The organism is Nitriliruptor alkaliphilus DSM 45188 (assembly GCF_000969705.1).
Taxonomy (GTDB): domain Bacteria; phylum Actinomycetota; class Nitriliruptoria; order Nitriliruptorales; family Nitriliruptoraceae; genus Nitriliruptor; species Nitriliruptor alkaliphilus.
The window spans coordinates 2,627,865-2,648,907 of record NZ_KQ033901.1; the positions used below are offsets into that span (position 1 = coordinate 2,627,865).

The following is a 21,043-nucleotide window of genomic DNA, read 5'->3' on the forward strand; positions in this document are numbered from 1 at the left end:
GTCAGCGGACGATGGCCTGACCGCCGTTGGCGCGCCACACCTGCCCGGTGCAGAAGCGCGACGCGTCGGAGGCGAGGTACAGCAACAGGTAGGCCTGGTCGACGGCTTCGCCGACCTGCCTGAGCGGCGAGATGTTGCGCATCCGCTCCACGAACTGATCCATCCGAGCCGGATCGACGTTGCCCTCGTCGTCGTACGCGTGCCGGGCGGTGAACGGCGTCACGGTCGCCCCCGGTGCGATCGTGTTGATGCGGATGCCGTGGCGGCCGACCTCCCAGGCGACGTTCATGGTCAGCTGGGTGATCGCCGCCTTGGTCATCGCGTACAGGCTGTAGCCCGGCGCGGCGACGTCGATGGAGGCGGAGGCGACGTTGACGATGGAGCCGGTGCCGCGGGGCTTCATCGCGGCGATCGCGGCCTGGACGCCGAACAGGGTGCCCTTGAGGTTGATGGCCAGCAGGCGGTCGAGCTCCTCCTCGGTGATGTCCTCGGCGGGCCCCTCGGCGGCGATCCCGGCGATGTTCGCCACGAAGTCGACCTGGCCGTACTCGTCGACGGCGCGCTGGACGAGGCCCTCGACCTCGGCCTTGGAGCGGACGTCGACCCGCTGGGCGACGGCCCGCCCGCCGTCCGCTTCGATCGACTTGACGGTCCGCTCGGCCCCGGCCTCGTCGATGTCCCCGACGACGATGGCGGCGCCGGCGGCGGCGAGGACCTGCGCCGTCGCCTCGCCGATGCCGCTCGCCCCGCCGGTGATGACCGCGACGCGGCCTTCCATGGCGAACGCCCGATCGAGCTGCTCACGCACCTGGCTCACCTGTGCTCCGTCCTCGTCGTACCGCATCTGCCCGCATCGGCCTGTACCGACCCTGCTGTCCGCCTCCCGAGCAGACCTGACGAACCGTCAGGTATCGGGACCTTACGTCAACCGGGGGCCGGTCGTCCACGTCGGCCGCCCTTGACCCGGGCGGCGCCACCACCCTACGCTGCGTTCGGCATCCTGACCAGTCGTTCGAGATAGCGAACACACGCAGGGCCGGGACCTCAGGAGGACAACGTGCGCGGACAGGTCGCGACCCTCGGGCTCGAGGAGCTCGGCCGCGGGGACGCCGCCCCCGGCGGGGTGCTGGACCTCACCGACGCGGATCTTGCGGCGGGGTTGTCCTCGATCGAGGATGCCCTCGCCGCGATCGCTCGCGGTGAACTGGTGATCGTCGTCGACGACGTCGACCGCGAGAACGAGGGCGACCTCGTCGGGGCGGCCGAGCTGGTCACCGACGAGCACATCAACACCATGGTCACCGTCGGCCGCGGCCTGGTCTGCGCGCCGATGACCGGCGCCCGCCTCGATGCGCTCGGCCTCGGCCCCATGGTCCCCGAGGCGGCGGGGCGGGAGGAGACCGCGTTCACGGTCTCGGTCGACCTCGAGGTCCCCGGCAGCACGGGCATCTCGGCCGCGGACCGGGCACGGACGATCCGTCACCTCGTCGACGAGGCGACCCGTCCCGAGCAGCTCCGACGCCCCGGGCACGTCTTCCCGCTCCGGGCTCGCCCGGGCGGGGTCCTGGAGCGCGAGGGCCACACCGAGGCGGCCGTCGATCTGGCGCGGATGGCCGGGCTGGCGCCGGCCGGGGTCATCTGCGAGATCATGAACCCCGACGGCACGATGGCGCGGATGCCCGAGCTGCTCGCCATGGCGCAGCGGCGCGGTCTCCACCTGATCACGATCGCCGATCTCGTCGTCCACCGACGCCGCCACGAACGCCAGGTCACCCGCGTGACCGAGACCGTGCTGCCCACCGACCACGGTGACTTCCGTGCGATCGGCTTCCGCGCCGACGACGGGCAGGAGCACCTCGTCCTCGCCCGTGGCGAGCTCGGGGACGTGCCGCTGGTGCGGGTGCACTCCGAGTGCCTGACCGGGGACGTCCTCGGGTCGCGACGCTGCGACTGCGGCGAGCAACTCGAGGCCTCCCTGGCGGCCATCGCGGAGGACGGCCACGGTGCCCTGGTGTACCTGCGCGGGCACGAGGGTCGGGGCATCGGCCTGGTCGAGAAGCTGCGGGCCTACGCGCTGCAGGAGACCGGGTCGGACACCGTCGAGGCCAACGTCGAGCTCGGCCACGCGCCGGATGCCCGGGAGTACCACGCCGCGGCGCAGATGCTGCTCGACCTCGGCGTCGACCGCGTGCGCCTGCTGACCAACAACCCGATCAAGGGCCAGGCGCTGACCGCGTTCGGCGTGACCGTGACCGAGCGCGTCGCCGTCGAGGTGGCGCCCAACGAGCACAACGTGGACTACCTGACCACCAAGCAGCGCAAGATGGGCCACGAGCTGCGGCTCGTGGCCGAGGGAGGACGACCGTGACCACCGCACCCCACATCGTCGGCATCGGCGGCACCACCCGGGTCGGCTCGTCGACCGAGCGCGCGCTGCTGGCGGCGCTCGAATCCGCGCGGTCGCGGGGCGCGACCACCACGGCGTTCCTCGGTGCGGACCTGGCGCAGATGCCGATGTACGCCCCCGAGGACCCCGCCCGTACCGAGACCGCCGAGCGGTTCTGCGCGGAGGTAGCCCGGGCCGACGGGTTCATCATCGCCTCACCGGCCTACCACGGGGGCGTCTCGGGGTTGGTCAAGAACGCCCTCGATTACGTCGAGGACCTGCGCGAGGCCGAGCGCCCCTACTTCGACGGCCGTGCGGTCGGCTGCATCGCGACGGGGGCCGGGTGGCAGGGCGTGGTCGTCACGCTGGGGGCCCTGCGGGCGATCACGCACTCCCTGCGCGGGTGGCCGACACCCCTCGGTGCCGGGTGCAACTCGCTCGAGAAGCCCTTCGGGCCCGACGGGACGGTCACCGACGAGAAGCTGGCCTGGCAGCTGGAGACGGTCGGTGCCGAGGTCGTCCAGTTCGCGCGGGCGCAGGCGGCGGCCGCGGCGTCCGTCGAGCTGGTCACCGCCTGAGTTCGGCCAGTGGGTGGTGATGAGATAGGCCCCGAAGGCATTGCGACCAAGACCTGGGCTCCAGCCCAGAGAACGGTCACGGCCACGGCCACGACGCGCTCCGACCGACCAGAACCTGGGCTCCAGCCCAGCTTCTGGGACCGGGCGTAGCGAGGGGCGCAGCGCCACGCACGTCGCCACCCCAGCCATGACCGGCGGATCCTGGCGGTTCCGGGCGTATCCTTCCGGCTCTACCACGGGAGCTGCCCGATGCGATGGGTCGGCGGTATCGGTCAGGCTCCTGATCTCGCGCGTTGGCGACCGTTGACCGACGAGCTCCGTGACGGAGCAGCATCGCTGGGTTCCCTCATGATCACGGGGGATGCGCCGCGAGATCCGAACGGGTTGCCTTTCCAGGTCGCCGTTCGCTCCGACGCTGACGGCCGACCCATCGGTCTGATCACCGATCTGGACGGCGAGCCGCTCGCGTGGGTCATCTCCGCTGACGGCACCCACGACATCCGCGATGAAGCTGGCAGAGACGCTCTGCGTCCGGTGCCTGCGGACGTCGCCGAAGCGGCGTGGGAGTACCTGGCCGAGGAGCAGGCTGGACGCTGACGTGCACTCACGGGCGTTGTGGGCAGGATGGGGCGGATCACCGAGGGTCGATGCCGTAGGCGTCGCCGCGGTGCCTGATGGCGACCACGCGCACGGTCTTCTCGTCGCGCAGTTCGTAGATGATGCGGTAGGCCCCGACCCGGTAGGACCGCAAGCCGGTGAGCCGCCCGCGCAGCTGGTGACCGATCTCTGGCTCACGCTCGAGTTCGCCGAGCGCGTCGAGCACCGCGTCCGCGAGCAGGACGTCCAACGCCGCCAGCGCGTCGCGCGCGGTGCGGGTGAGGAAGACGCGAGCCACTACGAGCGGTCGCGGGCCGCGTGCTGGGCACGCACCTCGTCGAGACTGGTGACGTCACCAGCTGCTAGGTCATCGAGGCCGCGCCGGATCGCCGCGAGCGCGCCCTCGTCGGAGAGGATCTCTGCGGTCTCCTCCAGCGCCTCGTACTCATCGACCGGGACGAGCACGGCTGCGGGCCGGCCGCGACGGGTGACCGTCACGTGTTCACGACGGTCAGCCACCTCATCGAGCAGATCGGCGAGGTGGGTGCGGAACTCTCGGACGGGCACGGTCTTCGACATCTCAGGAGTGTACCTCTCTGCGTACACATCCGGGTCCCCCACAGGTTGCGACCCAGCTCGCCGTATCAAGAAGCTCAGACCGGGTCGCGGGACTCCGGGCGTTGCGACCATGAACTGGGCTCCAGCCCAGAGAACGGTCACGGCCACGGCCACGACGCGCTCCGACCGACCAGAACCTGGGCTCCAGCCCAGCTTCTGGGACCGGGCGTAGCGAGGGGCGCAGCGCCACGCACGTCGCCACTCCAGCCATGACCGGCGGATCCTGGCGTCGTGGGAGGTGACAACCCACCATCGCGCTGCTCTGGGCCCATCCTGCAACACCTGCTGCCGACCTCAGCACCGCCTGAGACCGCGGGCACCGGTGGCGTCACCGCGCGCCGGGCCGTACGGCGGACCTGCCAGGGGGGCGAGCCTGTACGGTGGCCTCACTCGTTCTTCCGTCTTAGCGGGGACTTCTCGACCGCCGGTCCACTCGGATCGGCACCACACTCGTCGCCTCCTCTGAGCTCTCGCGCCAGAGGTGTGCCCAATGTCGTCCTTCCCCGCTCTCCGTACCGACCTGCGCGACGCCGGTGAGACGCCCGGCCGCGCCACCGCGATCGTCTACTGCGAGGCGAACTTCGGCCGCATCGACGGCAAGACCGCCAACGGCCTGGTCCGGCACAGCGAGCGGTACGACATCCTGTCGGTGATCGACAGCCAGCAGGTCGGCCTCGACACCGGCACGCTGCTCGATCAGGTCGCGAACGGGATCCCGGTCCGCAGCGACCTGGCCGACGCCCTGGCGCACGCCGGCGTCGTCCCGGACTACTTCATCTTCGGACTCGCTCCGACGAGCGGGATGCTGTCCGTCCACGAACGTGGCGTCGTGCTCGAGGCGATGAGTCACGGGATGGGCATCGTCAACGGGCTGCACGAGTTCCTGCACGACGACGCGGAGTTCGTCGCGGCCAGCGCCATCCACCAGGTCACGATGATCGACATCCGTCGCCCGCGGGACAAGAAGGACCTGCGCACCTTCAGCGGGCGGATCCTCGACGTGCCGTGCCCGCGCATCGCGGTGCTCGGCACCGACTGCGCCATCGGCAAGCGCACGACCGCCACGATCCTGACCCGCGCGCTCGAGGCGCATGGGCTGCGGACGGTCCTCGTGGGTACCGGGCAGACCGGGCTGATGCAGGGCGCGAAGCACGGATTGGCACTCGACGCCGTCCCGGCCCAGTTCGCGGCCGGTGAGATGGAGGCTGCGGTCGTCGAGGCCTACGAGGCCGAGGCCCCCGACGTGATCGTCATCGAGGGGCAGGGGGCGCTCAGCCACCCCGCCTACTCGAGCTCGGCGTTCATCCTGAAGGGCGCGCGACCGCAGGCGGTCGTGCTCCAGCACGCTCCCGCCCGTTCGCGGCTGAGCGACTTCCCCCGGTTCCCGACGCCGACGCCGACCAGCGAGATCCGCCTCATCGAGACGTTCTCGGACACCCAGGTGATCGGGCTGTCGCTCAACCACGAGGGCATGACCGACGACGAGCTGTCGTCCGCGATCGCCGGGTTCGAGGTCACCCTCGGACTGCCCGCCACGGACGCGCTCAGCCGGTCCCCCGACCGTCTGGTGGAGATGGTCCTCGCGGCGTTCCCCGAACTCGAGGTGAAGCTGACCGTCGGCGCGGTGTGACCGCACCGCGGCTGGAGATCCGGCTGGACGCGATCACCCACAACGCGCGGACGCTGGTCGATCGCCTCGGCAGGCGTGGGATCGCGGTCACCGGGGTGACCAAGGCGGCGCTCGGTCGGCCCGACATCGCTCATGCCATGGTGGACGGCGGCATCCGCGCGCTCGGCGACTCGCGGATCGAGAACATCGAGGCGCTGCGCCGCGCCGGCGTCGAGGCGCGCATGACGCTCCTGCGGACGCCCATGCTGAGCCAGGTTCACCGGGTCGTACGCCGCGTGGACGTGAGCTACAACACCGAGCTCGAGGTCATCGTCGCCCTGGCGTCGGAGGCACGGCGTCGTGGGGTGGTCCACCGGATCGTGCTCATGGTCGAGCTGGGCGACCTCCGCGAGGGCGTGCTGCCCGTCGACCTCGGCCCCCTCGTCCGTGAGATCCTCGACCTGCGCGGTGTGACGCTGATCGGCCTGGGAGCGAACCTCGCCTGCCGCAGTGGGGTCGTGCCGGACGCTGCGAAGATGGCTGAACTGTCCGCGCTGGCCACGTCGATCGAGCTCGCGACCGGCGCGAGGTTCGAGGTGGTCTCGGGCGGCAACTCCGCGAACCTCGACTGGGCGCTCGGGGACGATCCCGTCGGCCGCATCGACGATCTTCGCCTCGGTGAGGCGATCCTGCTGGGGCGTGAACCTCTGCAGCGTCGACCGATCGAGGCTCTGCACACCGATGCCTTCACGTTGGTGGGCGAGGTCATCGAGTCGAGGATCAAGCCGTCCCTCCCCTGGGGACGGACCGCCCGGACGGCGTTCGGGCCGCCGGCCGCCGTGGTCGACCGTGGGCCCGTCGCGCAGACCATCGTCGCGCTCGGGCAGCAGGACACCGATCCGCAGGGCCTCCAGGCACCGGAGGGCATCGAGATCGTCGGCGCCAGCAGCGATCACCTCGTCCTGACCTCCGCGACGGTGGTGCCGATCGGCACCGAGCTGAGGTTCCAGCCCGACTACAGCGCCCTCCTGCGCGCGATGACCTCGCCGACCGTGGTCGACGTCACCGCCACCCAGCCCTTGCGTTTCTGACGGGTCGTCAGATAGTGTCCTCGGTGGGAACCAGCCGAGGGAGAACGGGCGCGTGGACTTCACCTACCCACCCGAGATCCTGGCGTTCCAACGGGAGGTCCGCGCGTTCATCCAGGACCACTGGGACGACGAGGTGATGGACGTCCGGCGCGAGGGCATGGCGCAGCTGGTCGACACGCCGAAGCGTCGCGAGTTCATGAAGGCCATGGCCGCGCAGGGGTGGCTCGGCATGAGCTGGCCGACCGAGTACGGCGGCGGTGGCATGGACGGGATGTACGAGTACGTCCTCAACGAGGAGCTCGCCGCCGTCGGTGCGCCGTACATCGGCAAGGGGGTCGGCATCGTCGGCAAGACCCTCATCCGGCACGGCTCCGAGGAGCTCAAGCAGGAGTTCCTGCCGCAGATCCTCAACGCCGAGATCGAGTTCGCGATCGGTTACACCGAACCGAACGCGGGATCCGACCTCGCCGCCCTGTCGATGCGTGCGGTGCGCGACGAGGAGAACGGCGGCTGGCGCCTCACCGGTCAGAAGCGCTTCACCACGTCCGCCCACTTCGCCGAGTGGTACTGGCTGATCGCCCGGACCGACCCGGACGCCGGCAGCAAGCACAAGGGCACCACGCTCTTCCTGCTGCCGATGGACCAGGACGGCATCCAGGTCACCAACATGCCGACGCTCGGCGACGAGCGCGTCAACGAGGTCTTCCTCGACGACGTCTTCGTGCCCGACCGGTACGTGGTCGGCGAGGTCGGCAAGGGCTTCTACTACGTGTCCGAGGCGCTCGACTTCGAACGCTTCACCCTCTTCACCGTGTCGGCCTACGTGAAGCGCTACGAGGTCTTCCGCGACTGGGTCCGCACCGCCGAGGTCGACGGGCGCCCGCTGCGCGACGACCCGCGCGCCCGGCAGGTGGTCGCCCGCCTCGCGACCGCCGTCGAGGTCGCCAAGGTCCACACCCTCCGGACCATCGCGAAGGCGGCGGCCGGCGAGGTCCCCAACATCGAGGCGGCGATGTTCAAGCTGTGGACCTGCCAGCTCGGCCAGCAGGTCTCGGACGCGATGCTCGAGCTTGCCGGACCCACCGGTGTGCTGCGGCGAGGGTCGCCGGACGCGCCGGTCGACGGCCGCTTCGAACACGCGCTGCGCTACACCGTGGTCGACACCGTGGGTGCCGGCACCAACGAGGTGCAGCGCAACATCATCGCCCGCCGCGGTCTCGGCCTGCCGGTCAACAACGGTGTCTGAGCCCGACGCGCCGCTGCACGGGGTCACCGTCCTCGACCTGTCGACGGTTGGGCCCGGCCGCCGGTGTGCCGCGTTGCTCGCCGACCTCGGCGCCCGTGTGATCCGGGTCGCACCGCCGGCGACCGCCGGGCGGATCGTCCCCCACGTGCACGCCTACAGCGCGGGACGGGGGACCGAAACGGTCACCATCGACCTGCGCTCGGACGACGGACGTGCGGCGTTCCTCGAGCTCGCCCGCGACGCCGACGTGATCCTCGACGCGTTCCGACCGGGCGTCGCCGACCGGCTCGGCGTCGGTGCCGGCGACGTCCACGCGGTGGCGCCGCAGGTGGTCTACGCGTCCCTGACCGGGTACGGGCGGACGGGCCCGATGGCGTCCTGGGCGGGGCACGACCTCAACTACCAGGCCGTCGGGGGGGCGCTGGCGGCCCAGGGGCGACGCGCCGACGGTGGCCCGGCGTTGCCGGGGGCGACCTGGGCCGACAGCGCCGGCGGTGGCATGCACGCCGCCCTCGCCATCTGCGCGGCGTTGGTCCGACGGGCCAGCACCGGGCGCGGCGCCGACCTCGACGTCTCGGCCACCGACGGGGTGCTCGCCGCCACCTCGCTGGTCATCGACGACCACCTCGCGACGGGAGCCCCGCAGGGGCCGGGGGAGGGTCTGCTGACCGGCCGGTACGCCTGCCACGAGGTCTACCGCTGCGCGGACGACCGGTGGGTCGCGGTCGCGGCCATCGAACGCCGCTTCTGGACCAACCTGTGCACCGCGCTCGGTCACCCCGAGCACGCCGAGGCACAGCTCGACGACGACCGGCAGGACGACATCCGCCGCGACCTCGTGGCCACCTTCGCGATGCGGGACCGCGACGACTGGGTCGCGCGGCTCGGCCCGGCGGACACCTGCGTGTCCCCCGTGCTCGACATCGACGAGATCGCGACGTCCACCTACGTCACGGGCCGTGGCCTGCTCGGCGAGGTGGTCGGCCCGGACGGGACCAGGTTCGCGCAGCTCGGACCGGTCGTCGCCGGCGCGCCGGCGCCGGACGGGCCGGTGCGGCTCGACCGTGGTCAGCGGGAGGTGGCGGTGTGAGCGTCACCGACGCGCCCGCGGTGGCCGAGACCGAGGAGGACGTCCAGGCCTGGGTCGGCGTGGAGCTCGACGCCGGGTTCGGGGACGTCGCCTGCGAGCAGGGGTACGTCACCCACTGGTGCGAGGCGTGCGAGGACGCCAACCCCGTCTACTGGGACGACGCGGTCGCGACCGAGGTGACCGGCGGTCCGACCGCGCCACCGACGATGCTGTCGGTGTGGATGCGGCCGCTGATGTTCGATCCTCGGCGGGAGGATGCGATCCGGCCGCTCGAGCTGCACTTCCGTCTCAAGGACGCCACCGGGCTCGACAAGGGCATCGTCGCCTCCAACGAGATCGTGTTCCACGACCCGGTGCGCCCGGGCGATCGCGTCCGCACCGTGCAGTCGGTGCGGTCCATCAGCCCGGTCAAGACCATCCGTCTCGGCACCGGGCGGTTCTGGACCATCGACGTGACCTACACCGCGCAGGACGGGCGGCTGCTCGGGGTCGAGTCCTACGACTTCTTCTGCTACTCGTGAGGCGATCGCCGTGACCCAGCTGGTCCAGGTCCACCGCACCGGGGACGACGTCACCGTCGGCGATCGGCTGCCGCGGCTGTCGGTCGACGTGACGCCGCGGACGGTGGTGATGGGGGCGTCGGCGACCCGCGACTGGCAGCCCCAGCACCACGACCACAAGCACTGCGTCGAGGTCGCCGGCCTGCCCGACATCTTCCTCAACACCCCGCACCAGGCGGGGATCATCCAGCGCTACCTCACCGGGTGGGGCGGGCCGCACGCGCGGCTCGGACGCCTGGCGTTCCGCATGAAGCGCAGCGTGGTCCCCGGTGACCGCCTCGACCTCGATGCCGAGGTGACCGAGGTCCGCCCCGACGGCGACGTCACCTGGGTCACCTGCGAGGTCGCGCTGACCGTCGACGACGAGGTCGCGACCACCTCGACCGCGCAGCTGGCGTTGCCCACCGGACCCGGCGACAACCCCTGGTCGCGCACCGGTGCCGACTGGCGCCCCTGACCGAGCCGGCTCGGCCGACCTGCCCGCCCCGACCTGCCCGTCCCGACCCGCCCGAACCGCCAGGAGCACGCCGTGGATCTCCAGTTCAGCGACGAGCAGCAGGCCCTGCGCGAGGCCGTCCGAGCCGTGTGTGCCGCGTCGTGCCCGATCGACCGGGTGCGCGAGCTCGAGGACGACCCGGTCGGCTTCGACGCGGCCTTCTGGCGTGAGCTCGGCCAGATGGACCTGCTCGGCCTCACCCTGCCCGAGTCCCACGGGGGCAGTGGCATGGGGCTCCTCGAGTCGGTCATCGTGGCCGAGGAGCTCGGTCGGGCGCTGGCACCGTCGCCGTACCTGGTCAGCTGCATCGTGGCCGGGAGCATCCTCGCTGCTGCCGGCAGCGAGGAGCTGCGCAGCAACTGGCTGCCGCGGATCGCCACCGGTGAGCGGATCGTGACCCTCGCCTGGCACGAGGCCGCCGCGAGCGACGGTCCGGCCGGGATCCACCTGGCCGTGCGCGAGGAGGGCGGTGACCTGGTCCTCGACGGGACCAAGGTCGTGGTCCCGTACGCGCTCGCCTCCTCGGCGCTGCTCGTCCTCGCCCGGCGGGGTGACGACCTCGAGGACATCGACCTCGTGCTCGTCGACCGGGACACGCCGGGGATCGACATCGAGTACACCCCGACCCTCGCGTCGGACGCGTCGTGCCGCGTCCGGTTCGACGGGGTGCGTGTGCCTGCGACCTCGCGGCTCGGCGCGCCGGGGACGGGGTGGTCGACCTTCCGCACCGCGATGGACGGTGCACTCATCACCGCAGCGGGGTGGGCTGTCGGCGGCGCCGAGCGCACGCTGGAGATGACCGTGGCGTACGCCAAGGAGCGGGTGCAGTTCGGCGTCCCGATCGGCAACTTCCAGGGGGTCGCCCACCCGATCGCGGACATCGCCACCGAGATCGACGGCGCCCGGACCCTCGTCTACGAGGCCGCCTGGACCAGCGAGCAGGGGACCGCCGGGCCGCTGCCGGCGATGGCGAAGCGGTACGCGGCGGACGTCTACCGGCGGGCGACGCGGGTCGCGCACCAGACCTTCGGCGGGGTGGGCTTCACGCTGGACATCGACGTGCAGCTGTACTTCCGCCGGGCGAAGCAGCACGACCTGCTGTGGTTCGGCCCCGCCGTGCTCGACGAGGAGATCGCGGCGGCCGAGCTCGACGCGCCGACGCCGTTCGTCTCGATCGACGCGGGGGTGTGAGCGCCGTGTCCGCGCCGGCAGCGGTGGGCCGGGCACCGGTGTCGATCGTGCCCGCCGGCGCGGTCGGTCTCGGCATCCAGCTGCCGGTCCAGGCCCGCAGCCGCCTGTTCGCCGAAGACTGGGAGCACACGGCCGGGGTGGAGGAGCTGGTCGCCGTCGCCCGCGCTGCCGAGGACGCCGGGCTGCTGTACGTCGGCGTGTGTGACCACGTCGCCGTGCCGACCGATCGCGCCGAGACGATGGGCACGACCTGGTTCGACCCGTGGAGCACGCTGGCCTACCTCGCGGCGGTCACCACGCGGGTGCGCCTGCTGACCCACGTCGCCGTCGTCGCGCTGCGCCACCCGCTGCAGACCGCCAAGACGGTGGCGACCCTCGACCACCTCTCGGGCGGGCGTGTGATCCTCGGGGTGGGTGCCGGCCACGTCGAGGAGGAGTTCGCCGCCCTGGACGTCCCGTTCGCCGGGCGCGGTGCGCGGCTGGACGAAGCGATCGACGCCATCCGTGCCGCGCTGACCGACGAGGTGCCGACCCACGAGGGGGAGGTCTGGCGGTTCTCCGGCGTGGGCGTTGCCCCCCGACCGGTCCAGGCGGCGGTGCCGATCTGGGTCGGTGGCAGCTCGCCGGCGGCGCTCCGGCGCGTCGCCGCACGGGGGGACGGGTGGCTCCCGCAGGGCACCCGGCTGTCCGCGCTGCCGGACCAGCTCGCCGTGCTGGCCGAGGCGTCGGGCCGTGAGCCGGCCAGCTACGACCTCGGGGCGACCGCCCCGCCGATGTACCTCGGGGCGCCGTCGTGGGACGTCGGTCCGCACACCCGCGTCGGGTCCGCGGACGAGCTCGCCGAACGCATCGACCGCTACGCCGCGGCGGGGTGCCGCCACGTGCAGGTCCGGTTCCGGTCGCGTGATGCGTCCGAGCTCGTCGACCAGCTGGCGCGCGCCGGCGACGAGCTGCTGCCGGCCCTGCGTGAACGCCGGCCCGTCACCTCGTGACGTCGCTGGCGCAGCTGCTCGTGGACCGTCGCGAGGACGGACGTCTCGGACTGCTCGAGCTCGAGACCGGCCGGCGGTGGAGCTGGGCCGAGGTCGTCGCGGCCAGCGCGGTGCGCGGTGCGTGGCTGGCCTCGGAGCGTCGGGAGGGTCCGTGGCACGTCGGCGTGCTGCTCGACGACGTGGCCGAGTTCCCCCTGCTGCTCGGCGCGGCCGCGCTGCAGGGGGTGACCATCGTCGGGCTGAACCCGACGCGCGGGCCGGCCGAGCTGGCCCGGGACGTCGCGCACACCGACGTCCAGCTGGTGGTCACCGAACGGCGACACGTCGGTGCCTTGGGTCAGGTGGGTCTCGATCCGGACCGGATCGTGCTCGTCGACGACGACCGGTGGGTGCCACGGCTGGCGCCGTTCGTGGGCTCGTCATCCCCGGCCCTGCTGCCGGGTGACGACGCGCTCGCGCTGCTGCTGTTCACCTCGGGGACGACCGCTGACCCGAAGGCCGTCCGCACCACCCAGGGACGGCTGGCGCGTCAGTGCCAGGTCCTGGTCGAGATGCTCGGCCTGACCGCGCAGGACGTCACCTACACGGCGATGCCGCTGTTCCACTCCAACGCACTGACCGCCGGGTGGGCACCGACGCTGGCCGCAGGAGGAACGCTGGCGCTGCGGCGACGCTTCTCCGCCAGCACGTTCATCGCCGACGTCCGGGAGTGCGGGGCCACCTACACCCACTACGTCGGCAAGCCCTTGGCCTACGTGCTCGCGCAACCGCCACAGGCGGACGATGGGGATGTGCCGCTGCGCATCGTGTTCGGCAACGAGGCTTCCGATCGGGACCTGCACGCCTTCGCCGAACGGTTCGGCTGCACCGTGATCGACGGGTACGGCTCGACCGAGGGTGGGGTGGCCCTCGCCCGCAGTTCGGACGCCCCGCGAGGCGCGATCGGACGGACGCGCTCCGGCCTGGACGTGTTGCACGTCGACACGGGGCGGCCGTGCCCCGACGCACGGTTCGACGGAGCGGGGCAGCTCGTCAACGCCGACGAGGCCATCGGCGAACTGGTCGGCACCGGTGGGCCCGGCGCTTTCGAGGGCTACTGGCGCAACCCCGACGCCGAGGCGGAACGTGTCCGGGATGGCCGGTTCCACACCGGTGACCTGGTGTACCGCGACGCCGACGGGTGGCTGTACTTCGCCGGACGGCGCGACGGGTGGGTGCGCGTCGACGGGGAGAACCTGGCGATCGCCCCGATCGCCGCTGCGCTGTCGGATCACGACGAGGTCGTGGAGGCTGCGGTGGTCGCCGTCCCTGACCCGCAGGTGGGCGATCAGCTCCTGGCCGTGGTGGTGCCCCGACCTGGGGCGGGTTCCAGGGGCGAGCTGGCGGCGACGCTGCGCGCCTACCTGCGGGGTCGCCCGGACCTCGGCGCCAAGTCCGTCCCGAGGTTCCTGCGCCTGGTCGACGAGCTGCCCCGCACCGTGACCCACAAGGTCCGTGGCCGCGACCTCGCCGATGCCGGCTGGTGGTCGACCGAAGACGTCCTCTGGCGTCCACCCGGCGACGACGAGGCGTTCGTGCCGCTGACGGCCGTCGACCGCGATGCCATGTTGGCGACGCTGCAGGCCAGCGGCCGGTACGTCGCAGCGGACGCCCGCCACCCGGATGCAGTCTGATGACTGCATCTGCGTCGACCACGACAGGCGGCGACGGACCAGGACGCTTGGGTGCAGTCCGATGACTGCATCCGGGTCGCCTGTCCGGTCGACGGCCACGGCGGACAGGTACGGCGCCCGTGCGTGCCCGTCAGCGTCCGGCCTGCTCCTCGGCCAGGGACTCCTGCGCCGCTTCGGCGACGTCGGCCGGCACCGGACGTAGGGCGTCCCTGCCGGCCTCGTCACGGATGCCATCGGTGCCATCGGCGGACATGACCCACGCGAGCGGTTCGCCATCGAGATCGGTGACCAGACCGAGGGGTCGGCCGTCGGCGTCGGTGCGGACGGCGACCTGGAACGGCAACCCGTTCGGATCCCGCGGAGCATCCCCGCCGATCATGACCGAGCCCACGGAGGCCGCTTTGGCGCGGAGCTCGTCGGTCAACGGTCGCCAGCGTTCGAGGTCAGGCGCCTGACCGACGTCACCCACCCACCCCATGAGACAGCTCCTCGTGGCAGAGCCCGAAGGATACGCCCGAGCGTCGTGCGTCCCGGGGGCGATCTCGCCAACACCGGGGTGACGAACCTCAGCGTGCGGTGACCTCGTCGAGGCGAGCCAGGATCCGGTCGCGCTGCGGCCGCCACGCCTCGAGCAGGGCCTGTGCATCGGCCTCGACGTCGGCCTCCCTGCCGAACCGTCCCTGCGGGGTCCGGAGGCCGTTCAAGGTCTCGGCGTCCCACTGCGTCCGCTGGATGGTCAGGTACGCCTGCCGCGAGCCGACCGCATCCCGCGCGCAACCGAGGCAGCCACCGACCGTGTACTCGGCGACGACGCGGCCGTCGCCGTCCAGGAGCTGCGCGACCTCGTCCTCCGGCCCGAACAGGGCGTCGCCGTAGGCGCGCGACCCGCCTGAGCCTGGCAGCCGGCGAGGAGCATGAGCAGGGCTACTCCGACGATCCGTGGCGCCGCGGGTCCGCCGCTCATCCATCGACGCGTGCGAGGAGCTCCAAGGTGCGATCGAGCACCTGTCGCGTCGCTTGGTGGTCGTACACGTCCAGGCTGCTGTCGGTGAACAGGTGGGCCGATCCCGGGTAGAGGAACAGCTCGGCGCCGTCGACGGCCCGTGCCAGCTCCTCGACGATGTCGACCTCGCCGAGCACGTCCTGGTCCATCAGGTGCAGCTGGAGCGGTACCCCGTCGGGCCAGCGTTCGCTGAAGGTCGAGACGGGCACGCCGCCGTGGTACAGGACGACCCCGCGGGCGCCCGGGCGGGTCTGGGCGAGCTTCTGGGCCGGCAGGACGCCCAGCGAGGAGCCCGCGTAGACCACGTCGGCCGGGAGCGCCTCGGTGGCGGCAACTCCCCGCGCGACGATCCGGTCGAAGCCGGTTCTCTCGGCGTGCGCGACGCCTTCCTCGACGGTCGCGAACGTCGCTCCTTCGAACAGGTCGGGCAGGTGGATCTCGTGGCCGTGAGCCCGCAGCTCGTTGGCGAACGCCACGATCCCGGGGGTCAGGCCCTGCGCGTGGTGGAACAGGACCACCATGGTCATGTGCGGCTCCCCGTGACGTGGTCAGCAGCGGCAGACGCTAGCCCGCGCCCGGGAACGATCACCACTGGTCGGGGATCCAGGGGAGCTCGGCAGCGGCGTCGCCGTCGAAGGGGTAGGGGCCGGCGATGGCGTCGTCGAGTTGGTGGAGGGTGTCGAGGAGGATGGTGAGGGTGTTGTCGCTCTCGTGGTCGTCGGTGTGTTCGCGGATCTGGACGCGGTCGGGTGCGGTGCGGCGCACGCTCCAGGTGCCGTCGATGACGAGGTCGAGGGAGCGTTCGAGTTGGTCGGTGATGTCGGCCAGGTCGGGGTAGGTGGCAGCGACGAACCGCTCCAGCATCAGCGGCGCGCCGAGCAGGGCGGGGGCTCGGTCCTCGGGTCCGACGTAGCCGCAGAGCATGACCGGGAGTCGGTCGGGGCGGAAGCGGCCCTCCCAGGGCCAGGGGAGCAGGTGGGTCTGGGTGCCGCGTGGTGACGGTCGACGCAGGTAGTCGACCCAACGGTCCATCAGTTCGAGGAACGGGGTGAGCGGGATGTCGGTCCGGCGCTCGTCGATGAAGGTCTCGTAGACCACCAGCACGTCGGACCCCGGGATGATGACCGCAACGAGGTTCTCCGCCAGTTGGGTGACCCCCGGTTGCCCCGTGGCGACGGCCTCGAGGACAGGAGCGAGGGCTCGTTCTCTGGTCAGACGTTCACCCAACCCACCGACCACCGACGAGACCACGATCGCACGGGGGTCGGTCACCGAGACGTTCGGGATCGGATCGTCGGGCCGCTGCTGCAGCCTGGTCTCGAAGAGCTCGACGTGGACGGCCCCGGTCACGACCGCGGCCAGAGTGCATCGGCGCTCGGGTACGCGGAACGGGGGACGTCACCGTCGACGAGGAAGTCGATCGGGACCCCGTCGGAGCTGTAGCCGCGCCACTGATGAGGTTGAAGTTGCTTCGCTGTGTCAGCCCCGGTCCGGAGTTCGGCGCGTAGGCGCGGTTCGTCCCAGTGGTCGGGGAAGAAGGTGGACTCGTGCCTCTTGTTGGCCCAGACGCCGGTCTCGGGGTTGCGGACCTGCACGCGGGCTTCGTAGACGCCGGTGGCTTCGTCGCGTCGCACGATCCGCTCCGCTCCGGTCTCGGGATCGCGCGCGACCCTAGCCCCGGGGGCGTCGACGCCTCCAGGGCGGTGGTGCACGCCTGATGAGCCACCTCGGCTCCGGTAGCGGCCGTTGGTGATGTGGTCGACGAGGTGGTCCTCCGCATCGCGGGTGATGCGCAGGCCACCGGCGGCGTCGTCGGCACGTCGTCCGGCGCTGCCGGCAGCTCCGGCGACGTCGTCGACCACCCGGGCGGCCCGTCTGGCGCCCTTGATGCCGTCGCCGACGATGGGGACGAAGCCCGCCGCGGACAGGCCGAGGTCGGTCCACCCCTCCCGTCCGCCTGAGCGGACGATGGCCACCGCTGCGGCGCCGGTGTCCCGGACGTCACCGAACAGCAGGATGCCGGACGCGATGTGGCCGATGCCCTGCAGGGTCGCCAGGGCACCGGAGTCGTAGGTGCGCTCGCTCAGGTCCCCGGCGACGAACCCGTCGGCGAACGCGCCGAGTCCACGGCCCGTGGCCCGTGCAGCCCCCGCCACCGCGTCGGTCGCCGTACCGATCCCTCGCCCGACCCGGGAGCCGACCCGGCGGAGGAACCCCGGCTCCGGCGGTGCGGTGGCGGTCGCGTCGACCGCGTCACCCGGCGCGGTGGGGCTCTCGGCGGGGGTCACCTGCGGACCCGCGTCCCCTGTCCCGGGACCGTCGGGGTCCTCCGTCGCCGCATCGACCTCGCCCCCGTACGCGCACCCTGCGGTGGCGGCACAGTGCTGCTGGAAGCTGTCGTCGAGTCCGTCCCGCAGCAGGCCACCGATGTCGACGGCGCCGAGGACGAGCGCGATCAGGACCAGCGCAGCCACGTACTCCGAGGTCGCCTGCCCGTCCTCACGGCGGAGCCTCAGAGCCCCAGCCAGCGAGGTGCTGTCGTGGCGCCGCTCCCGGATGCCTCGCACCGCCACCGCCAGACACCCGAGGGCGAGCGCGCAGGTCACCAGGGTCCTGGCGACCGACGCCCCGTCCCCGAGGCCCGCAGCGACCTGGTGCGCGATGAGCGCGACAAGCCCTGCGCCGCTGACGCTCGCTGCGAGCACCGATCCCCGCCGCACGGCGAGGCCGAGCGGGGTCACCGTGCCACCGGCGACCAGCGCCACGACCACCGGCGCTCCGCCGACACCGAGCGCCACGAGCAGCAGCCCGCTGAGCGCGTTGAGCACGCCCAGCGCGACCACGCCGCCGCCGACGATCCGGACCACGTCCACCCCCGTCTCGATCGGGGCGGACGCTAGGAACGGAACCGGTCACCGCAACGACGGGCCGTTCGCGGCCTGTGGACAACCGTGCGGGTCGATCGGCGACCCCTGCACCGTGAACACCCCGCCGGGCCCGGTTCGGGTGCTGCGGCTACAGGTACGCGATGATCTCGTCGGCGAAGCGTTCGGTGGCCTCGATGCGGGCCTCGAGCGGTGACGCGAACCGATCGTCGCTGACGTCGGCCAGCATCCACGGCGCCCACACGATGCCGTCGACGCCCTTGTCCTCGAGCTCGCGGTAGTAGTCCAGGGAGGGTACGGCGATCGGCGACAGCAGCACCTCGACGTCGGACAGATCGCGGCCCTCGACCGCGAGTGCGGCCGCCAGCTCGGCCAGCACGCCGTCGATCTCCTCCGGCTTGTAGTACGTGCCGATCCAGCCGTCACCGCGCTGCGCGACGCGGCGCAGGGCCGGCTTGGAGTGGCCACCGACGTTGATCGGGATGGGGCCAGGTGGGGTCGGCTCGAGGGTCAGCTTGTCGAAGTCGTAGTGCTCGCCGTGGAAAGCCGCCCACCCGGGCTGCCACAGTTCGTGCAGCGCATCGATCATCTCGTCCAACCGGGGCCCGCGGTCCTCGAAGCGTTGTCCCGTCTGGTCGAACTCGTCACGGGACCAGCCCGCTCCCACGCCGAGCTCCACGCGGCCACCGGACAGCACCGCCGCCGTCGACACCTGCTTGGCGACCGTGAACAGGTCCCGGGCCGGTGCGATGTAGACGTTGGTGGTGAAGCGCAGCTGTGTGGTGATCGACGACAGCGCCCCGATGGTCACCCACGGGTCCGGCCACGGCGTGTCGTGTTGCCACATCCGCTTGCCGTCGGGGGTGTAGGGGTACTGGCTCGTCTGGGTCTCGGCGTAGAAGAGGTGGTCGGAGAAGGTGACCCCGTGGTAGCCGTTGCGGTCGGCCGCGACGCACAGCTCGAGCAGCTCGTCGGTCGCGGCGAACGCCGTCGCCATCCAGATCTTCACGGCTTCGGGCTCCTGGTGGACGGGATCGGAGAGGTGAGGCAACGAGCGAGCGTCAGCGAGCGAGACGAACGGGGTGGTGGGCGGGATCGGATCAGTGGAACCAGTGGCCGGCGTTGACGTCGATGGTCTGGCCGGTGATCGCCGCTGCTCGGTCGGAAGCGAGGAAGACCACGCTGTCGGCGACCTCGTCGGCGGTCGGCAGGTGGTGCAGGGCGTTGTCGGCCGCCACCTCGGCGTAGACGTCGTCGACGCTGACGCCGCGCTTCTCGGCCCGGTGGGTGAACCAGGCCTCGAGGTTGGGGCCCCACACGTAGCCGGGGACCACGGAGTTGACGCGGATGCCGTCGGGGCCGAGCTCCAGCGCCAGGGTCCTGGCGGTGCTGAGCAGGGCCGCCTTGGCTGCGGAGTACACCCCGAACCGTTCCCGGGTGCGTCGCGCCGACATCGAGTTGATCATCACCACGTTGCCGCCGCCGTCGGCCCGGAGCGCGTCGATGGCGGCCCGGGTGACGCGGACGGTGCCGAACACGTTGACCGCGAACGCCTGCTCCCAGGTGCTGAGCTCGGCCGCCTCGAGCGTCTCGAGCGGCGGCTGGACGAACGCGTTGTTGACCAGCGTGTCGAGGCGGCCGTACGCGTCGAGGGTGGCCGCGATCAGGTGCTCCACCTGCGCGTCGTCGGTGATGTCGGTGGGGACCACCAGGGCGTCGCCGCCGAGCTCACGGATCTCGCCGGCGACCTTCTCGAGCTCGGCCTCGCGGCGGGCGGCGAGGACGCAACGCGCGCCGTCGCGTGCGAGCCCGAGCGCGATGGACCGACCGAGGCCAGGGCCGACGCCGGAGACGATGGCGACACGGGTCGAGCTAACGGGACCTGCGGCGCTCACCGGATCGCCACGGGCGTGACGGGGCTGCCGAGCCCACCGGTGATCCGCTGCGGCGAGGCATCGAGCAGGAACCGGTACCGGTCGTCCTCGGCGCAGGCGACGGCGAGCTCCTCGAGGACGAAGTTCTGCCCCTGGGTCAGCCCGATCTCGACGAGGTCGAGCAGGTGGACCGGGAGGAAGAGTCCGTCACGTTCGCACGGGAAGACCTCGAAGACGAGGGTGTCGGTGGCGACGGCGGCGACATCGTGCTCACGGAACCAGCGTGCCGCCTCCATGCCCGGCCCGGCCGACGGGTAGGCGTAGGCCACCCGGTCCCCGTCGTCGAGGAAGGACCGGACCTGACCGGTGCGCAGCAGGAGGAGGTCGCCGGGCCGGACCTCGGTCCGTGCCAGTTCGACGGCGGCGTCGAGGTCGTCGGGCGTGATGGTGTGGCCCGGGGTGAGACGTTCGACCCCGCGTGCCCGCGCCACGTCGAGCAACAGACCAGGTCCGACGAGCGCGCCGACCTTGTCGATGCCGCAGCGCGACGCACCCTTGGCGGTCACCGTGCCGGCGGGGAACCCGTTGTAGAGGTGGCCGCCGTAGCTGACGTGGGCCAGCGCGTCCCAGTGTGTGGCGGCCTGCAGCGACATGTCGATGGCGTCGTCGCTCGCGGCGTAGTGGTCGGGGTCGCCGTCGAACGCGTGGTGCAGCATCGTGACGGTGTGGACGGGGTTGTCGCGCCCCGGGACCAGGCCCGCCTGCGGCCCCTGGTCGTCCAGGGGCATCGCGAGCGTGAGGCGCTGCCCGGTGCGCACGTCACCGACCCCACGTCGCACGACCTCGTCGGTCAGCAGGTTGAGGGTGCCGCGCTCGTCGTCGGCGCCCCACCGTCCCCAGTTGCGCAGCTCACGAGCGAGCTCGTGGAAGCCATCAGGAAGCGTCACCCGTTCCACCTCTCCCGCCACCTCTCCCGCGACGCGGCCCGCACCCTAGCGCCCGATGTAGAACGTGTTCTCGTTCTGTGCGCGGTCGCCGCGTCGGCAGGCGCGGCGGGCGCAGTCGCCGTCGCTGATGGGTGGCTCCAGGGGAAGTAGAACGTGTTATCGTTCCCCGCGTCCGGTCCGGACTCCCGGTGGGAGCCGGCGTGCGTG

At 71.9% G+C, this 21,043-nt stretch carries 23 protein-coding genes; 12 read left to right on the top strand and 11 right to left on the bottom strand.

Translation table 11 applies throughout. The annotated features are described in order from the left end of the window. Position 1: 1 nt before the first annotated feature. On the bottom strand, positions 2–817 hold the full coding sequence (locus tag NITAL_RS12290; RefSeq protein WP_169786829.1) for an SDR family NAD(P)-dependent oxidoreductase: 816 nt from the start codon (positions 815–817) through the stop codon (positions 2–4). Positions 818–1,057: 240 nt separating this feature from the next. On the opposite strand from NITAL_RS12290, the gene NITAL_RS12295 reads away from it, so the two are divergent. From NITAL_RS12295 to NITAL_RS28515, 3 genes are all read left to right on the top strand, one after another. Then, positions 1,058–2,368 carry a bifunctional 3,4-dihydroxy-2-butanone-4-phosphate synthase/GTP cyclohydrolase II gene (locus tag NITAL_RS12295; RefSeq protein ID WP_083441511.1) on the top strand — a complete coding sequence of 437 codons (1,311 nt, stop codon included), beginning with the start codon at positions 1,058–1,060 and terminating at the stop codon, positions 2,366–2,368. Next, positions 2,365–2,964 carry an NADPH-dependent FMN reductase gene (locus tag NITAL_RS12300; protein ID WP_052666477.1) on the top strand — a complete coding sequence of 200 codons (600 nt, stop codon included), beginning with the start codon at positions 2,365–2,367 and terminating at the stop codon, positions 2,962–2,964. Before NITAL_RS12295 ends, NITAL_RS12300 begins: the two co-directional genes overlap by 4 nt. Positions 2,965–3,348: 384 nt before the next feature. Next, a complete protein-coding gene (locus NITAL_RS28515; protein ID WP_157041795.1) occupies positions 3,349–3,561 on the top strand; it encodes a hypothetical protein in 213 nt (70 codons plus the stop codon). A gap of 37 nt (positions 3,562–3,598) precedes the next feature. On the opposite strand, the gene NITAL_RS12310 is transcribed toward NITAL_RS28515, so the two are convergent. Beyond that, positions 3,599–3,859, bottom strand: a complete 261-nt coding sequence (locus NITAL_RS12310; protein ID WP_052666479.1) for a type II toxin-antitoxin system RelE family toxin — start codon at positions 3,857–3,859, stop codon at positions 3,599–3,601. After that, positions 3,859–4,140, bottom strand: a complete 282-nt coding sequence (locus NITAL_RS28050; RefSeq protein ID WP_052666480.1) for a type II toxin-antitoxin system Phd/YefM family antitoxin — start codon at positions 4,138–4,140, stop codon at positions 3,859–3,861. The genes NITAL_RS12310 and NITAL_RS28050 overlap by 1 nt, the downstream gene beginning before the upstream one ends. Positions 4,141–4,669: 529 nt before the next feature. Between NITAL_RS28050 and NITAL_RS12320 the strand changes: the two genes are divergently transcribed. The 9 genes from NITAL_RS12320 (at position 4,670) to NITAL_RS12360 (ending at position 14,127) form a co-directional block, all read left to right on the top strand. Continuing rightward, on the top strand, positions 4,670–5,809 hold the full coding sequence (locus NITAL_RS12320) for an N-acetyltransferase DgcN family protein (protein ID WP_052666481.1): 1,140 nt from the start codon (positions 4,670–4,672) through the stop codon (positions 5,807–5,809). Further along, positions 5,806–6,879 (top strand): alanine/ornithine racemase family PLP-dependent enzyme, encoded by a 1,074-nt coding sequence (locus NITAL_RS12325; RefSeq protein WP_052666482.1) that lies wholly within the window; start codon positions 5,806–5,808, stop codon positions 6,877–6,879. The genes NITAL_RS12320 and NITAL_RS12325 overlap by 4 nt, the downstream gene beginning before the upstream one ends. A 52-nt stretch (positions 6,880–6,931) precedes the next feature. Next, positions 6,932–8,125, top strand: a complete 1,194-nt coding sequence (locus NITAL_RS12330) for an acyl-CoA dehydrogenase family protein (RefSeq protein ID WP_052666483.1) — start codon at positions 6,932–6,934, stop codon at positions 8,123–8,125. Then, positions 8,118–9,215 carry a CaiB/BaiF CoA transferase family protein gene (locus NITAL_RS12335; protein WP_052666484.1) on the top strand — a complete coding sequence of 366 codons (1,098 nt, stop codon included), beginning with the start codon at positions 8,118–8,120 and terminating at the stop codon, positions 9,213–9,215. The genes NITAL_RS12330 and NITAL_RS12335 overlap by 8 nt, the downstream gene beginning before the upstream one ends. Beyond that, positions 9,212–9,736 carry an FAS1-like dehydratase domain-containing protein gene (locus tag NITAL_RS12340; protein WP_083441514.1) on the top strand — a complete coding sequence of 175 codons (525 nt, stop codon included), beginning with the start codon at positions 9,212–9,214 and terminating at the stop codon, positions 9,734–9,736. The genes NITAL_RS12335 and NITAL_RS12340 overlap by 4 nt, the downstream gene beginning before the upstream one ends. A gap of 10 nt (positions 9,737–9,746) precedes the next feature. Further along, positions 9,747–10,232 carry a MaoC/PaaZ C-terminal domain-containing protein gene (locus NITAL_RS12345; protein ID WP_211262378.1) on the top strand — a complete coding sequence of 162 codons (486 nt, stop codon included), beginning with the start codon at positions 9,747–9,749 and terminating at the stop codon, positions 10,230–10,232. A 72-nt stretch (positions 10,233–10,304) separates the two neighbouring features. After that, positions 10,305–11,462, top strand: coding sequence for an acyl-CoA dehydrogenase family protein (locus tag NITAL_RS12350; RefSeq protein WP_052666485.1), 1,158 nt, complete (start codon positions 10,305–10,307; stop codon positions 11,460–11,462). Next, entirely contained in the window at positions 11,459–12,454 is a 996-nt protein-coding gene (locus NITAL_RS12355; RefSeq protein WP_211262379.1) for a TIGR03619 family F420-dependent LLM class oxidoreductase, read from the top strand. The genes NITAL_RS12350 and NITAL_RS12355 overlap by 4 nt, the downstream gene beginning before the upstream one ends. Then, positions 12,451–14,127 carry an AMP-binding protein gene (locus NITAL_RS12360; RefSeq protein WP_083441515.1) on the top strand — a complete coding sequence of 559 codons (1,677 nt, stop codon included), beginning with the start codon at positions 12,451–12,453 and terminating at the stop codon, positions 14,125–14,127. Before NITAL_RS12355 ends, NITAL_RS12360 begins: the two co-directional genes overlap by 4 nt. Positions 14,128–14,257: 130 nt before the next feature. Here NITAL_RS12360 and NITAL_RS12365 read toward each other — a convergent pair whose 3' ends face one another. The 8 genes from NITAL_RS12365 to NITAL_RS12400 form a co-directional block, all read right to left on the bottom strand. Then, positions 14,258–14,605, bottom strand: a complete 348-nt coding sequence (locus NITAL_RS12365) for a hypothetical protein (RefSeq protein WP_052666486.1) — start codon at positions 14,603–14,605, stop codon at positions 14,258–14,260. Positions 14,606–14,693: 88 nt separating this feature from the next. Further along, a complete protein-coding gene (locus NITAL_RS12370; protein WP_052666487.1) occupies positions 14,694–15,095 on the bottom strand; it encodes a hypothetical protein in 402 nt (133 codons plus the stop codon). Then, positions 15,088–15,657: a dienelactone hydrolase family protein gene (locus NITAL_RS12375; protein WP_052666488.1), complete on the bottom strand. Its 570-nt coding sequence runs from the start codon at positions 15,655–15,657 to the stop codon at positions 15,088–15,090. Before NITAL_RS12375 ends, NITAL_RS12370 begins: the two co-directional genes overlap by 8 nt. A gap of 58 nt (positions 15,658–15,715) precedes the next feature. Then, positions 15,716–16,480: a hypothetical protein gene (locus NITAL_RS12380; protein WP_052666489.1), complete on the bottom strand. Its 765-nt coding sequence runs from the start codon at positions 16,478–16,480 to the stop codon at positions 15,716–15,718. Further along, positions 16,477–18,003: an EndoU domain-containing protein gene (locus NITAL_RS12385; protein ID WP_052666490.1), complete on the bottom strand. Its 1,527-nt coding sequence runs from the start codon at positions 18,001–18,003 to the stop codon at positions 16,477–16,479. The genes NITAL_RS12380 and NITAL_RS12385 overlap by 4 nt, the downstream gene beginning before the upstream one ends. 142 nt (positions 18,004–18,145) lie before the next feature. Beyond that, a complete protein-coding gene (locus tag NITAL_RS12390) occupies positions 18,146–19,024 on the bottom strand; it encodes a TIGR03619 family F420-dependent LLM class oxidoreductase (RefSeq protein WP_052666491.1) in 879 nt (292 codons plus the stop codon). A gap of 91 nt (positions 19,025–19,115) precedes the next feature. Then, positions 19,116–19,910, bottom strand: a complete 795-nt coding sequence (locus NITAL_RS12395; RefSeq protein WP_052666492.1) for an SDR family oxidoreductase — start codon at positions 19,908–19,910, stop codon at positions 19,116–19,118. Then, on the bottom strand, positions 19,907–20,836 hold the full coding sequence (locus tag NITAL_RS12400) for a cyclase family protein (protein ID WP_052669643.1): 930 nt from the start codon (positions 20,834–20,836) through the stop codon (positions 19,907–19,909). The genes NITAL_RS12395 and NITAL_RS12400 overlap by 4 nt, the downstream gene beginning before the upstream one ends. Between the last annotated feature and the right edge of the window lie 207 nt (positions 20,837–21,043).